We start from the raw sequence: 12846 nt of genomic DNA on the forward strand, positions 1-12846 counted from the left end.
GCCGGATGGGTCTAGCCTGCCCGACAAGAGCGGCCCCGTGCAGGACCGCATCCCCCCGGAGAGGACAAATCCATGCCCCTATCCCGACGATCGATGCTGGCCGCGACAGGCGGTTTCGCCATGAGCAGCGCCTTGCCCGGCATCCTCAAGGCAGCAGGCGATCCCGCCTCACCGATCCAGATGCTCGACCCGAGCTTTGCCGCGCTGATCGATGAGAAGGTGCCAAGGAAACTCGGTGGCGACTTCCTCTGGGCCGAGGGGCCGGTGTGGCTGCCCGCGCAAAAATCGCTGATCTTCAGCGACATCAAGAATAACCGTATGATCCGCTGGGACCAGACCACCGGCGGCATCTCGGATTTCCGCAAGCCGGCCGACAATGCCAATGGCAACACCATCGACCGGCAGGGCCGCCTCGTCACCTGCCAGCACCGCACCGCCAGCATCACCCGCACCGAGCCGGACGGCACCATCACCACGCTGGCCAGCAGTTTCGAGGGGCAGCGCTTCAACAGCCCCAACGATATCGTCTGCAAATCGGACGGCTCGATCTGGTTCACCGATCCCGCCTTCGGCCCCACCCCCTCCGAGGGCATGCAGCCGCCGGTCACCACCGGGCGGATCTATCGCCTCGATCCGCGGACGCAGGCCGTTACCATGCTGATGGGCGATATTCCGGGGCCCAACGGGCTGGTCTTCTCGCCCAATGAAAGCGCGCTTTATGTGGTGGAGGCGCGCGCCCAGCCGCATCGCCTGCTGGTGCGCTATGATGTGGTGAAGGGCGGCACCGCCATCGCCAACCGGCAGGTCATCTTCGACTGCGGCGCCGGGCTGGCCGATGGTTTCCGCGTCGATACGCAGGGCAATCTGTGGTGCGGCTGGGGCGGCGGCACGGGGCTGGATGGCGTCGCGATCATCAACCCCGCAAAGGGCAAGATGATCGGGCACATCGCCCTGCCCGAACGCTGCGCCAATCTGGCCTTTGGCGGGCCGGACCGCCGGCTGCTGTTGATGGCAGCCAGCACCTCGCTCTATGGCTTGCGGGTGAAGGCGCAGGGCATCGCCGGGCGGTAAAACGCCACAGGGGCGGCGCCTTGTGAAGGCGCCGCCCCAGTGCGGATCATCAGCCCAAACGGATCGAAAGTTCGACCTCATCCGAGAAGGGCAGCGAGAGATAGCCCTCCGCGCCACGCACCTTGGCGAGATAGGGCGGGCAATGATCGGCATTGTCGGCGATGATCAGCGCGCCGGGGCGCAACACCGGCTCGACCAGCGCCAGAATGTCGAGATAGAGCCCCTTGGCCCCGTCGAGCAGCAGCAGATCGACCGCAGCGGGCAGATCGTGCGCCAGCGTTTCCAGCGCATCACCCTCGCGGAACTCGACCAGATCGGCAAGGCCGCCATCGGCCAGATGCTGGCGGGCGCGGGCCACCTTGGAGGCCTCGAACTCGCTGGTGATCAGCCGCCCGCCGCCATTGTCGCGCAGCGCCGAGGCCAGGCACAGCGTCGAGAGGCCAAAGGAGGTGCCGAACTCGACAATGGTGCTGGCCCTGGTCGAACGCGCCAGCATGTAGAGCAGATTGCCCGTCTCACGCGAGACGGCCAGCGGCAGGTTCTTCAGGCGGGCATAGAAATCGGCATAGTCGGTGCGGCTCTGCATCAACGCGCTGCGTTCGGGCGCGCTCAGGCCATTCCAATAGGCCGCGACCTCGGGATCGGAGCCAGGGTGGGCCTCCTTGTCCACGGCGAACAGCAGGTCGAGCAGAGGGGCAACGGGGGCAGTCGTCAGGGTCGTCATCAGGGGGTTCCCATCATGGTTGTTGTGATGGGTGGAGAATACGACTACTTCGTCAGCTTCGCTAATCGCATTGGCCGCAGAGCCCCCGGAGAGACGATGGCAGACCGCCGAAAACCGCAAGTTTCCTCGCGAAAAGACCCTCAGCAGGCGCGCTCCAGCGATCTGGTTTCGGCCGTGCTGGACGGCGCTGTTCAGGTTTTGCGCAAGGAGGGCGCACAGCGTTTCACCACCGCCAGAGTCGCCGAGCGCGCCGGGGTCAGCGTCGGTTCGATCTACCAGTATTTCCCCAACAAGGCCGCGATCCTGTTCCGCGTGCAGGCCGAGGAATGGCGCCGCACCAGCGCCATGCTGGGCAATATCCTCAGCGACAAAAGCCGCGACACGCAGGCCCGGCTGCGCGATCTGGTGAGCGCCTTCATCCGCTCCGAATGCGAGGAGGCCGAGGTGCGCCTCGCGCTGGCCGATGCCGCGCCGCTCTATCGCGACGCCCCGGAGGCCGGGGAGGCTCGCGCCGAGGGATCGCGCCTGTTTCACGCCTTTATCGACGAGGCGCTGCCCCTGACGCCCCCGAAGCAGCGGGCGATGGTGGCGGATCTGATCGAACGCACCCTGTCCGGCGTCGGCAGCAGCTATTCCGAGGAGCTCAGAACCGACGAGGAGATCGAGCATTATTCGGCAGCGCTGGCCGACATGCTCTGCGCCTATCTCGTCAGGCTGGAGCGGCCATCTTAAAAAAATGTGCGGGCCATGTCACAGGCGGCACGGCCCGATCGTCATGAGGTCAGCTTGAACGAAAGGACCACCCTCATGCCCCCCCGCACCAATCCCTACACCGCCGCCCCCGAACTGATGAAGGCCTGGTATGCAATCTCGATCCAGATCGGCAACAGCGGGCTGGAGCACTCGCTGCTAGAACTGGTGAAGATCCGCGCCTCGCAGATCAACGGCTGCGCCAATTGCCTCAACATGCACACGTCCGACGCGCGCAAGGCGGGCGAGACCGAGCAGCGCCTCCATCTGCTGGCGGCCTGGCATGAGGCCCCCTGCTACACCCCGCGCGAACGCGCCGCGCTGGACTGGACCGACCATCTGACGCAAATTGCCACCATGCGCGCGCCCGAAGCCACCTATGCCGCCCTGACCGAGCAGTTCTCGCCCGAGGAACAGGTGCAACTGACCCTCGCCATCAATGTCATCAACGGCTGGAACCGTCTGGCAGTGGGCTTCAACCTCTATGCCCCGGAGCTGGGGTGGCACTGATCGACGACAGTTTCGATGCGCATCGGCCCATGCTGATGCGCACCGCCTACCGCATGCTCGGCTCGCTCAGCGATGCCGAGGATGTGGTGCAGGAGGCCTTTCTGCGCTGGGCCGGAGCGGACCGCGACAGCGTGGCGGTGCCCGGCGCCTTTCTGCGGCGGATCGTCACGCGGCTGTGCCTCGATCATCTGAAATCGGCGCGGGTGCGGCGCGAGACCTACACCGGCCCGTGGCTGCCCGATCCGCTGGTGGAGGATGAGCCGGTGGAGGATGTCACCCTGCCACTGATGCTGGCGCTGGAACGGCTGTCGCCTCTGGAGCGCGCGGCCTTTCTGCTTCACGATGTCTTCGGCGAGAGCTTCGAGTCCATCGCCGAGGCCATCGACCGCGATCCCGCCGCCTGCCGCCAACTGGCCGCAAGGGCACGGGGCCATGTGCGCAGCGAACGCCCCCGCTATGCCGTCGACCGCAACCACGGCATGGACATCGCCGAGGCCTTCTTTCAGGCCTCGCGCGGCGAGGGTGTCGGGGCGCTCAGCGCGCTGCTGGCGCAGGAGGTGCATTTCCACAGCGACGGCGGCGGCAAGCGCCCCGCCGCCGGGCGGGTGCTCCATGGGCTGGAGGAGGTGCTGCGCGCCCATGCCGCCATCGCGCGGCTGCGTACGGCGCCTTCGCAATTTGTGCGCCATGCTTTCGTCAACGGCCTGCCCGGCTTTGTGACGCGTGAGGCCGACGGGCTGCTTCAGACCACGGCGCTGCTGATCGAGGACGGGCTGATCCGCGCCATCTATGTCATGCGCAACCCCGACAAGCTGGGGCATCTGTCCTGACGGCAGGCCTGCGGGCGACTGTCATCGGCGCTTCACGGTTCTCGACTAGCTCCTTCGCGACTCCAGACGGAGTGCAACAGGGGGCAAAGCCGTGTCAGGGCCACAGCAGACATGCCCGCCTCCTTCGGGGAGCGCGGCACAGTGAACGAGATCACCTCGATCGCGATGGGGCAGCATGCCGAGCGCGATGACGCCGATCTGCATCAGGCGCTGCTGCAGTTCGTCGGCGGGCGGCTGCGGCATCATGCCGATGGCGAGGACATCGTTCAGGAAACCTGGCTGCGGCTCTATGACTACCGCCAGAAGCGCAGCGTCGCCAATGTCGGGGCCTTTTGCTTCAAGGTGGCGCGCAATCTGGTCCATGACTATTTCCGCGCCCGCCGCGCCATGCCCGAGGCGCAGGAGGTCACCGAGGAGATCGCCTGCCCCCAGCCCCGCATCGAGACCGTGCTGGATTACCGCCAGCGCGTGGAAATTCTGGTTGGCGCGCTACGGATCATGCCGCCGCTGCGGCGCGAGGTCTTTCTGCGCCGCCGCCTCGACGGCATCGCCAGCCAGACCATCGCCGAGGATCTGGGGCTGAGCGTGGCGGCCATCGAGAAGCATTGCACCCGCGCCCTTGCCGATCTGCGCGCCGCTCTGGAAAAGCGCGGCCTGCCGGGGGGAGCCCGGCCATGAGCAAAAGCGCCATCATGCCCCGTCCCCACATGCAAAGCGCAGACGCCACGCTGAACGATCCCGCTCTGGGCGAGGCGCTGGCGCAGGCCGCCGCGTTCGGGCGCCTGTCCAACGAGGATATCCGGGCGATGCGCGAAACGCGCCGCCGCAAGCTGGCCGCCGGGGTGAGTGCCGCGCTCGCTCTGGCCGTGGGTGTCGGCGTCTGGCAGCAGGGCGGGATCCTGCCCGAAGCGCCTCCGACCGAGCATTATGAAACACAGCGTGGGCAGAAGCTCAGCGTCCATCTGGCCGATGGTTCGACCTTGCAACTCGATGGCGCGACCAGCCTCGACGTCACGCTGGGCAAGGACCAGCGCCATGCCGTGCTGCAAAAGGGCGAGGCCTATTTCGACATCGCCCATCAGCCCACGCGCCCCTTCACCGTCGAGGCGGGCGGATCGCGCACGCAGGTGCTGGGCACCGCCTTCGACATCGATCTGGCGCATCGCGAGGTGAAGCTGGCGGTCTATCGCGGCGCGGTGCGCTTCGGCAATCGGGCCACCGATCAGGGCGTGACGGTGCGCGCGGGCTGGCGCTCGCGCCTCGCCAATGGCATCGCCAGCGATCCCACGCCTTTCGATGCGAAGCAGCAGGACTGGCGGCAGGACTGGCTCGACACCGACGACATGCGGCTGGGCGATCTGGTCGAGACGCTCAACCGGCGTGGCGGCACGGCGATCCTGCCGCCCCCGCCCGCGCTGGCCGACCAGATGCTGTCGGGGCGCTTCAAGCTCGACAGCAGCGAGCAATTGCTGGGCGCCATCGGCAGCGTTTACGGCTTCACGCTGGAGCATCAGGGGCAAAATCTGCGGCTCGTTGCCACGCCTGACGATGACACAAAAACGTCATCCCATTGACGCCGTATTGCAACAAAATTCTTTTGTCCGGAATGGGTTAGCTCTCCGTCTTCCTTCCGGGACGCAAGCGCGTCGAAGCGGAGAAAGACAGATGATGAGCAACAGGGGAATTTCGCTGCTGGCCCTCGCGGCGGTGCTCGGCATGTCGGGCGGCGCGCAGGCCAGTGCGGCGCAGACAAATGTCGCTGGGCAGGTGCGCTACGATATCGCCTCGGGCGATCTGCGCAGCGCGATCTCGCAATTCTCGCAGGCCAGCGGGCTGCAGGTGGTGGTGGCGCCCAAGGCCGTCAGCGGGCGCCATACCGCCGGGCTGCGCGGCAGTTTCGCGCCGCGCGACGCGCTCGACCATCTGCTGCGCGGCACGGGCCTGACCGCCAGCTTCCAGAACGGCGTCGCGGTGCTCAAGCCCGCACCGGTCGCGGCGGCGAGCCATGCGCGCCCCGTCCAACTGGTCGCGGCGCGCAACGATGCGCCCGCCCCCAGCGCCGACACTCCCGAAGACCCGGATGCCGCGCCGCAGATCACCGTCACCGGCTTTCGCCACAGCCTGACCGTGGCGCAGGATTTCAAGCGCCACGCCGTGGGCGCCGAGGATGACATCGTCGCCTCCGACATTGCCGCCTTCCCCGACCTCAACCTTGCGGAATCGCTCCAGCGCGTGGCGGGCATCACCATCACGCGTGACAGTGGCGAAGGCCGCCAGATCGCGCTGCGCGGGTTGGGCGCCGATTTCACCCGCACCCAGCTCAACGGCATGGAGGTGCTGGGCAACACCGCATCGGGCATGGACAACCGCGGGGGCGTCAGCCGCTCGCGCTCCTTCGACTACAGCCTCTTCGCCTCGGAACTGTTCAGCCGCGTAGCCGTGCAGAAAAGCTTTTCCGCCGAGCAGGATGAAGGCGGCATCGCGGGCACCGTCCAGCTCACCAGCGCCAAGCCCTTCGATGTGGGTGACAAGTTCATCGTCTCGGCCAAGGGGCAGACCAACACCAACACCACCGGCGTCACGCCGCGCGTGGTGGGACTGGCCTCGCACCGCTGGGGCGATCTGGCCGCGCTGGTCTCGGTGGCCTACAGCCAGATCCGCAGCAATGAGTTCGGCTACCGCAACTGGGGTTGGGGCCTGACGAAATATAACGCCGCCAACATCGGCCCCAACATCGATGCCGCCACCCGCAGCGCGCTGCTCAATGGCGTCTGGGCCCCGACGGCGGAATCGCCCTCAAGCTGGTACACCGATCGCAAGCGTCTGGGCATCACCTCCTCGCTGCAGTACCATCCCGGCAAGGATTTCAAGCTCGACGTCGATTTCCTCTATGGGCGCCTGTGGGACCACCGCGACGACTATGCCATCGCCAGCGCCGGCACCAACGCGCTGACCGGCAGCCCGATCGGCGGCACGCAGGTGATCCAGAGCGCGGTGGTCGACAACACCAACACGCTCCGCGCGGCCAGCTACACCGGGATCGACCAGCGTTCCGAACATCATGTCATCGAGAACCACACCAATTTCTATCAGGGCGTGGCCAATCTGAGCTGGAACGTCACCGACCGCCTGACCATCAACGCGCTGGGCGGTTACGAGGAATCGGACTTCGCCCAGCCGGTGTTCGACAAGGTGTTCATGGAGCTGAAGAACACCGCCTTCAGCTTCGACACGCGCCCGACCATCCCCTTCAACACCTATGGCAAGGATCTGACCGATCCCAACAACTGGGCGCTGCAGCGGCTGGACACGCAGGAAAATGCCATCACCAACAAATATGCCAATGGCAAGCTGGATGGCGCCTACAAGCTCTCCGACACGCTGACCTTCAAGGCGGGCGGCGAGTTCAAGCATTTCACCAACAGCGGCTACCAGTACAACAACAAGGTCTTCCACAATGTGCCCAACGATGTGGCCATTCCGAACAATCTGAAGCAGACCGTCGCCCCCCAGACGCAAATTCAGTACATCGTCGGCAATGTCGATGGCGTGTACAATTACATCGGCGATCCGCGCGATCTCAACGCCTCCTATCTGCAGGCGGGCAGCGACTATCGCGTCGATGAAAAGACCTGGGCGGGCTTTGCGCAGGTCGACCTCGACACGATGCTGGGTGACATGCGGCTGCGCGCCAATGCGGGCCTGCGTTACTACTCGACCGACCTCACCTCATCGGGCCATCTGGCGACCACGGGCGGGCTGGTGCCGGTCTCGATCCGCAACAACAGCAATGGCTGGCTGCCCGCCGCCAATGTCGCGCTCGATGTCACCAAGGCGCTGGTGCTGCGCCTGAGCGCCAGCCGCAACGTCAACCGCCCCGCGCTGGGCGATCTGGCGGCGGCCGGATCGATCACCACGCGGCCCAACGGCGGCAGCGCCAGCTTCGGCAACCCTTTCCTCAAGCCCTACAAGGCCACCTCGATCGAAGGATCGGTCGAATATTACATGGACCAGAGCGGCATCGCCTCGCTGGGCTTCTTCTACAAGCATATGGACAGCTTCATCTCCTCGGCCACGACGCAGATCCCCTACAGCCAGACCGGCCTGCCGCTCTCGCTGCTGATCCAGGGTGAGGATGGCAACACGCTGTTCGACGTCAGCCAGCCGGTCAATGGCGCGGGCGCCAACATCAAGGGGCTGGAGGCCGCCTTCCAGCACGACTTCACCTTCCTGCCGGGGCCGCTCAAACATCTGGGCATGGTGGCCAACGGCACCTGGTTCGATGGGCACCAGACCGCCTATTACAGCAATGTGCCCAAGGTCATCCAGCTTCCCAACCTGTCGAAATGGGCGGCGAACGTGACGCTCTATTACGAGAACAAGCTGTGGGGGGCGCGCATTTCCGACGCCTATCGCAGCCGCTATCTGATCGGCGCGGGCACGGCGATCGACAATTCGGGCGACGCCATCGAGGGCAGCCACAATGTCGATTTCCAGGCCCATGTGAACATCCGTCGCGGCATGCGCCTGATCGCGGAGGGCATCAACCTGACCAACCAGCCCATCGTCCAGTCGGTGGGGCCCAACCGCAAGGAGGTCTACACCACCAGCGGCCGCACCTTCACCTTCGGCTTCAGCGCCGAGTTCTGATCGAACGCTACTCCCCGCTGCGCATCGGCGCGGCGGGGAGGTTTTTATGATGCCGCCTTGAAGCTGCCGCGATACTGCAGCGGCGTCACATGCAGCCTTCGCTGGAACGCATTGCGCATCTGATCGGGGCTGGCAAAGCCGCAATCGAAGGCGATGGCCTTGAGCGCCAGATCGCTCGATTCCAGCAGATTGCGCGCCTGATCGAGCCGCACCCCCTCCACATAGTCATGCGGCGTCACGCCAAGCTCGCGCACGAAGATCCGCGCGATGCTGCGCGCGCTGACTCCCGCGATCCCGGCCAGCCGCTCGACGGGGAAGGCCTCGCGGATATGCTCCATCACATAGGCCTGGACCTTGCCGAGCGGGCTTTCCGGATCGCTCACCGGCAGCAGCAAGGGGCTGAACTGCGACTGCCCGCCCTGCCGCTGTGCCACCACCACCAGCGCCTTGGCGCAAGCCAGAGAGATCGCCGGCCCATGGTCCTCCCCGACAAGGGCGAGGCTGAGGTCGATGCCCGCCGTGACCCCGGCGGAGGTCACCAGCCGCTCGTCACGCGCATGGATGCGGTTGTGCTCCACGCGGGCGGCGGGAAATTCGGCCGCCAACTGCTGCGAGGTCAGCCAATGGGTGGTGACGATGCGCCCGTCCAGCAGCCCCGCCCGCCCCAGCGCAAAAGCGCCATTGCAGATCGAGCCATAGCGCCGCGCCCGCACACCCCAGTCACGCAGCCAAGCGGACATGGCTTCATCGGCAGGGTTGCGCGGCAGGTCCGGCCCGCCCGCCACCAGCACCGTGTCGAACACGCGGGCCGCCTGATCATAGGTGAGATCGGCGCTCATCCGCATGCCGTTCGAGCAGCGCAGGGGCTGCGTATCGGCGCCGACCAGCAGGCAGTCGTAGCGGTCCTCCTCCGGCAGAGAACCATTGGCCTGCGCAAAGACATCGAGCGGCCCGGCCACATCGAGCGCCTGAACCCCTTCGAAAATCACGATCGCCATTGCCCGTCTGGCCATGGATCTGCGCTCCTTTGCCCTATCGGCAGCTTATCGCGGATGGTTGGCAGTTTATGCCGGTCAGCCTCGATTGCCGCCACGCCCCCCTTGTTGCGATCAGGAGCGGGCAAGACGCAAGCCTCTTTCGCGCGCGCCATCCCGAAAGGCCCATCATGACCGACCAGACCATCGCCCCCATCAACGGCATCACCATCCCCGACAGCGCGCTGTGCCGCGCCATCACCGAGTTCGTCCGCGACACCGAAACCGAACTGCTCTTCAACCATTCGAGCCGGGTCTATTTCTTCGGCGCTCTGGCCGGGCAGCAGCGCGGCCTCAGCTTCAACCCCGAACTGCTCTATGCCGCGACCATGTTCCATGACATCGGCCTGATGCCCTCGCACAGCAGCGCCGATCTGCGTTTCGAGGTCGACGGCGCCAATGCCGCGCGCGATTTCCTGACCGCGCACCGGCTCGACCCTTCCGACATCGAGCGGGTTTGGACCGGCATCGCCCTGCACACCACGCCCGGCGTGCCCGAATTCATGCATCCGGTGATCGCGCTGACCACGGCGGGCGTCGAGATGGATGTGCTGGGCCTGACCTATGACCAGTATCCCGACGCCATCCGCGAGGCGGTGGTCGCCGCCTTCCCGCGCACGCCCGCCTTCAAGGAAGACATCATCCAGGCCTTCTACGACGGCATCAAGCACAAGCCCGACACCACCTTCGGCAATGTGAAGGCCGATGTGATCGCCGACAAGGAACCGCATTTCCACAAGGGCAATTTCTGCTCGGTGATCCGCTGCTCGCACTGGCACGGCTGATCGCCCATGATGGGTGTGGCGCCTAGCCCCGGTGCGGCCCCAGCAGAATGGTCGCCGTACCGGCCAAGGCCAGCGCCACACCCAGCAGATCCCAGCGGTCCGGCGCCACACCATCGACGCGCCACAGCCAGATCAGCGCGGCGGTGATGTAAATGCCGCCATAGGCCGCATAGGCCCGCCCGGCTGCCGCGCTGTCCACCAGCGTGAGCAGCCAGGCGAACAGCACCAGCGAAAGACACCCCGGCACCAGCCACAGCGGCGAGCGGCCCATTCTCAGCCAGGCCCAGAAGGAATAGCAGCCGCCGATTTCGGCCAGAGCGGCGGCGGTGTAGATCGCAAAATTCATCGTGGCTCCTGTTCGGCCTTGCGGTAGCGATCGAGCATCGGCGGCCGGTGCAGACATTGATCGAAACGGAAGGTCCGCGTGGTCAGCGGCGGCAGAGAGGCCGCATCGCGGTGCAGCGGGTTCATCAGCACCACATCCCCCTCGGGCAGCACCGCTGACGGCAGAGCGGCGAGCAGGCTGCGCTGGCCTTGCGCCCAGGCATCGACCCATGCGGTCTTGCCGGCATCGTCCAGCCCCTCGGGCAGGCGTTCCGGCAGGGCATCGCTCTGCGTCCAACCGAGGCGGTATTCGGCCTGCCACGTATCGCCATCCGGCTCGACATAGCGCATGGCGATCAGCACCGCGAGCGCGGCCTCGCTGGCAAAGGGCACGAGCGGGCGGCCCGCCGAGGCATAACGCCCACCGTGCCGCCTTGCCCCCTCGCCATCGAGCGCCTCATGGCCGGGCCGGACCAGGCGCCAGAGCTTCACGCCCCTGCCCCCAGCCAGTTCCACACCAGCCACAGATTGGCCACCGCGATCAGCGCGAACAGCACAAAGGCCAGCGCCTGAACTACAACACCGCTGGCAAAGACCCCCATGATGCGGCGGTTGCCGGTAAAGCGGATCAGCGGCCAGATCGCGAAGGGCAGTTGCAGCGACAGCACCACCTGCGTGAACACCAGCAGGCGCCCCACCGCATGCTCGCCCAGCCACAGCACCCCGGCCAGCGCCGGGACCAGCGCCAGCGCGCGGGTGATGATCCGCCGCTGCCAGCAGGGGATCTTCAGATCGAGAAAGCCTTCAAGGATCACCTGCCCCGCCACCGTGCCGGTGAAGGTTGCGCTCTGGCCCGAGGCGAACAGGGCGATGCCGAACAGCAGGGCGGCGGCACCAGCGCCGGTGATCGGGGCGAGCAGGCGATAGGCATCCTCGATCTCGGCGACCTGCGCATAGCCATGGGCATGGAAGGCCGAGGCCGCGAGGCACAGGATCGCGGCATTGACGAAGGTGGCCAGCACCAGCGCCACCACCGTATCGGCCGTGGCAAAGCGCAAAGCCTGCCGTGTGGAGGCCTCGTCACGCGCGGAAAGCCGGGTCTGCACCACGCTGCTGTGCAGATAGAGGTTATGCGGCATCACCGTCGCCCCCAGAATGCCGACCGCCAGATAAAGCGCATGCGGCTGGCTGAGCACCGACAGATGCGGCACCACGCCATGCAGCACACCCGCCGCGCTGGGCGGAGCAATCACCAGTTGCGCGGCAAAACACAGGCCGATGGTGAGGATCAGCCCCAGCACGATCGCCTCAAGCTGGCGGAAGCCATGCCCTTTCAGGCTCAGCACGATCACCGTGTCCAGCCCGGTCAGCAGCACGCCCAGCCACAGCGGCACGCCCAGCAGCAGGTTGAAGGCCAGCGCGGCGCCGAGCACCTCGGCGACATCGGTGGCGATGATCGCCAGCTCGGCCAGCACCCACAGCAGGCGGCAGACGGCGGGGCTGTATTCGTCACGCGCCATCTGCGCCAGATCGCGCCGCCCGACGATGCCCAGCCGCGCCGCCAGCCATTGCAGAAAGATCGCCGCCAGCCCGCAGAGAAGGACGACGAACAGCAGATCATAGCCATAGCGCGACCCGGCCTCGATATCGGTCGCCCAATTGCCGGGGTCCATATAGCCGACCGCCACCAGCAGCCCCGGTCCCGCCGAAAGCGCCAGCTTGCGCCACCACGCCACGCCCGAGGGGACGGGAACGCTGCCCTGGACTTCGGAGGGGCAGAAGGGAGCCGTGGCGGTCTGGGGCAAATGGAGGGGCATGGCGCCACCTTAATGCCGCAGTGCGCCATGCAAAGCGCGAAATGGAGCGTGCGTGTGCTTTATAAGCCTGACCTATGGTCAGCCGCGCTTGCGTCCATGCTTGTGTCGGTCAGCCCAGGGGCTGTCGAAAGCAATGCGGACATGAACGGCGGAAACCGCGCGGATGCTCGACCACAGGGCGTGCAATGTGGGAAACAGCGGGGTGCTCGTCTCATCGGTGCAGGGGGCGGAAGCGTGTGGCATGGCGCGTTATCCTTGCAGGTAAGGCTTTGCTGTGCGTGTTGATACGCCCACAACGCCACCTCTGGCCAACCAATTGATCGACAGACTTCATTAGCTGTGATTATGATG

The 12846-nt window shown here is 66.1% G+C and carries 14 protein-coding genes; 8 read left to right on the forward strand and 6 right to left on the reverse strand.

Features of this window, described 5'->3' with window-relative positions; all coding sequences use genetic code 11:
- Window positions 1-72 precede the first annotated feature (72 nt).
- Entirely contained in the window at window positions 73-1071 is a 999-nt protein-coding gene (locus ABDW49_RS13535; RefSeq protein WP_343612554.1) for an SMP-30/gluconolactonase/LRE family protein, read from the forward strand.
- Window positions 1072-1120: 49 nt separating this feature from the next.
- On the opposite strand, the gene ABDW49_RS13540 is transcribed toward ABDW49_RS13535, so the two are convergent.
- Entirely contained in the window at window positions 1121-1795 is a 675-nt protein-coding gene (locus ABDW49_RS13540) for an O-methyltransferase (RefSeq protein ID WP_343612555.1), read from the reverse strand.
- A 96-nt stretch (window positions 1796-1891) separates the two neighbouring features.
- On the opposite strand from ABDW49_RS13540, the gene ABDW49_RS13545 reads away from it, so the two are divergent.
- The 6 genes from ABDW49_RS13545 to ABDW49_RS13570 all read left to right on the forward strand — a co-directional run bounded on the left by ABDW49_RS13545 (window position 1892) and on the right by ABDW49_RS13570 (window position 8535).
- On the forward strand, window positions 1892-2527 hold the full coding sequence (locus tag ABDW49_RS13545; RefSeq protein ID WP_343612556.1) for a TetR family transcriptional regulator: 636 nt from the start codon (window positions 1892-1894) through the stop codon (window positions 2525-2527).
- A gap of 75 nt (window positions 2528-2602) precedes the next feature.
- Entirely contained in the window at window positions 2603-3055 is a 453-nt protein-coding gene (locus tag ABDW49_RS13550; protein WP_343612557.1) for a carboxymuconolactone decarboxylase family protein, read from the forward strand.
- Complete coding sequence (locus ABDW49_RS13555; protein WP_343612558.1) at window positions 3046-3885, forward strand: sigma-70 family RNA polymerase sigma factor; 840 nt, start codon at window positions 3046-3048, stop codon at window positions 3883-3885. Before ABDW49_RS13550 ends, ABDW49_RS13555 begins: the two co-directional genes overlap by 10 nt.
- 111 nt (window positions 3886-3996) lie before the next feature.
- Window positions 3997-4563, forward strand: a complete 567-nt coding sequence (locus tag ABDW49_RS13560) for a sigma-70 family RNA polymerase sigma factor (RefSeq protein ID WP_343612559.1) — start codon at window positions 3997-3999, stop codon at window positions 4561-4563.
- Window positions 4560-5459: a FecR domain-containing protein gene (locus ABDW49_RS13565; RefSeq protein WP_343612560.1), complete on the forward strand. Its 900-nt coding sequence runs from the start codon at window positions 4560-4562 to the stop codon at window positions 5457-5459. The genes ABDW49_RS13560 and ABDW49_RS13565 overlap by 4 nt, the downstream gene beginning before the upstream one ends.
- 91 nt (window positions 5460-5550) lie before the next feature.
- A complete protein-coding gene (locus ABDW49_RS13570; RefSeq protein ID WP_343612561.1) occupies window positions 5551-8535 on the forward strand; it encodes a TonB-dependent receptor in 2985 nt (994 codons plus the stop codon).
- 44 nt (window positions 8536-8579) lie between these two features.
- On the opposite strand, the gene ABDW49_RS13575 is transcribed toward ABDW49_RS13570, so the two are convergent.
- Entirely contained in the window at window positions 8580-9548 is a 969-nt protein-coding gene (locus tag ABDW49_RS13575; protein ID WP_343612562.1) for a GlxA family transcriptional regulator, read from the reverse strand.
- 152 nt (window positions 9549-9700) lie between these two features.
- On the opposite strand from ABDW49_RS13575, the gene ABDW49_RS13580 reads away from it, so the two are divergent.
- Window positions 9701-10354, forward strand: coding sequence for an HD domain-containing protein (locus ABDW49_RS13580; protein ID WP_343612563.1), 654 nt, complete (start codon window positions 9701-9703; stop codon window positions 10352-10354).
- A 22-nt stretch (window positions 10355-10376) separates the two neighbouring features.
- Here ABDW49_RS13580 and ABDW49_RS13585 read toward each other — a convergent pair whose 3' ends face one another.
- The 4 genes from ABDW49_RS13585 to ABDW49_RS13600 all read right to left on the reverse strand — a co-directional run bounded on the left by ABDW49_RS13585 (window position 10377) and on the right by ABDW49_RS13600 (window position 12738).
- Window positions 10377-10700 carry a YnfA family protein gene (locus ABDW49_RS13585; RefSeq protein ID WP_343612564.1) on the reverse strand — a complete coding sequence of 108 codons (324 nt, stop codon included), beginning with the start codon at window positions 10698-10700 and terminating at the stop codon, window positions 10377-10379.
- A complete protein-coding gene (locus tag ABDW49_RS13590; protein ID WP_343612565.1) occupies window positions 10697-11170 on the reverse strand; it encodes an RES family NAD+ phosphorylase in 474 nt (157 codons plus the stop codon). The genes ABDW49_RS13585 and ABDW49_RS13590 overlap by 4 nt, the downstream gene beginning before the upstream one ends.
- On the reverse strand, window positions 11167-12495 hold the full coding sequence (locus ABDW49_RS13595) for an Nramp family divalent metal transporter (RefSeq protein WP_343612566.1): 1329 nt from the start codon (window positions 12493-12495) through the stop codon (window positions 11167-11169). The genes ABDW49_RS13590 and ABDW49_RS13595 overlap by 4 nt, the downstream gene beginning before the upstream one ends.
- A 78-nt stretch (window positions 12496-12573) precedes the next feature.
- On the reverse strand, window positions 12574-12738 hold the full coding sequence (locus ABDW49_RS13600; protein ID WP_343612567.1) for a hypothetical protein: 165 nt from the start codon (window positions 12736-12738) through the stop codon (window positions 12574-12576).
- Window positions 12739-12846 lie beyond the last annotated feature (108 nt).

This window comes from Novosphingobium sp., assembly GCF_039595395.1.
Taxonomy (GTDB): Bacteria; Pseudomonadota; Alphaproteobacteria; order Sphingomonadales; family Sphingomonadaceae; genus Novosphingobium.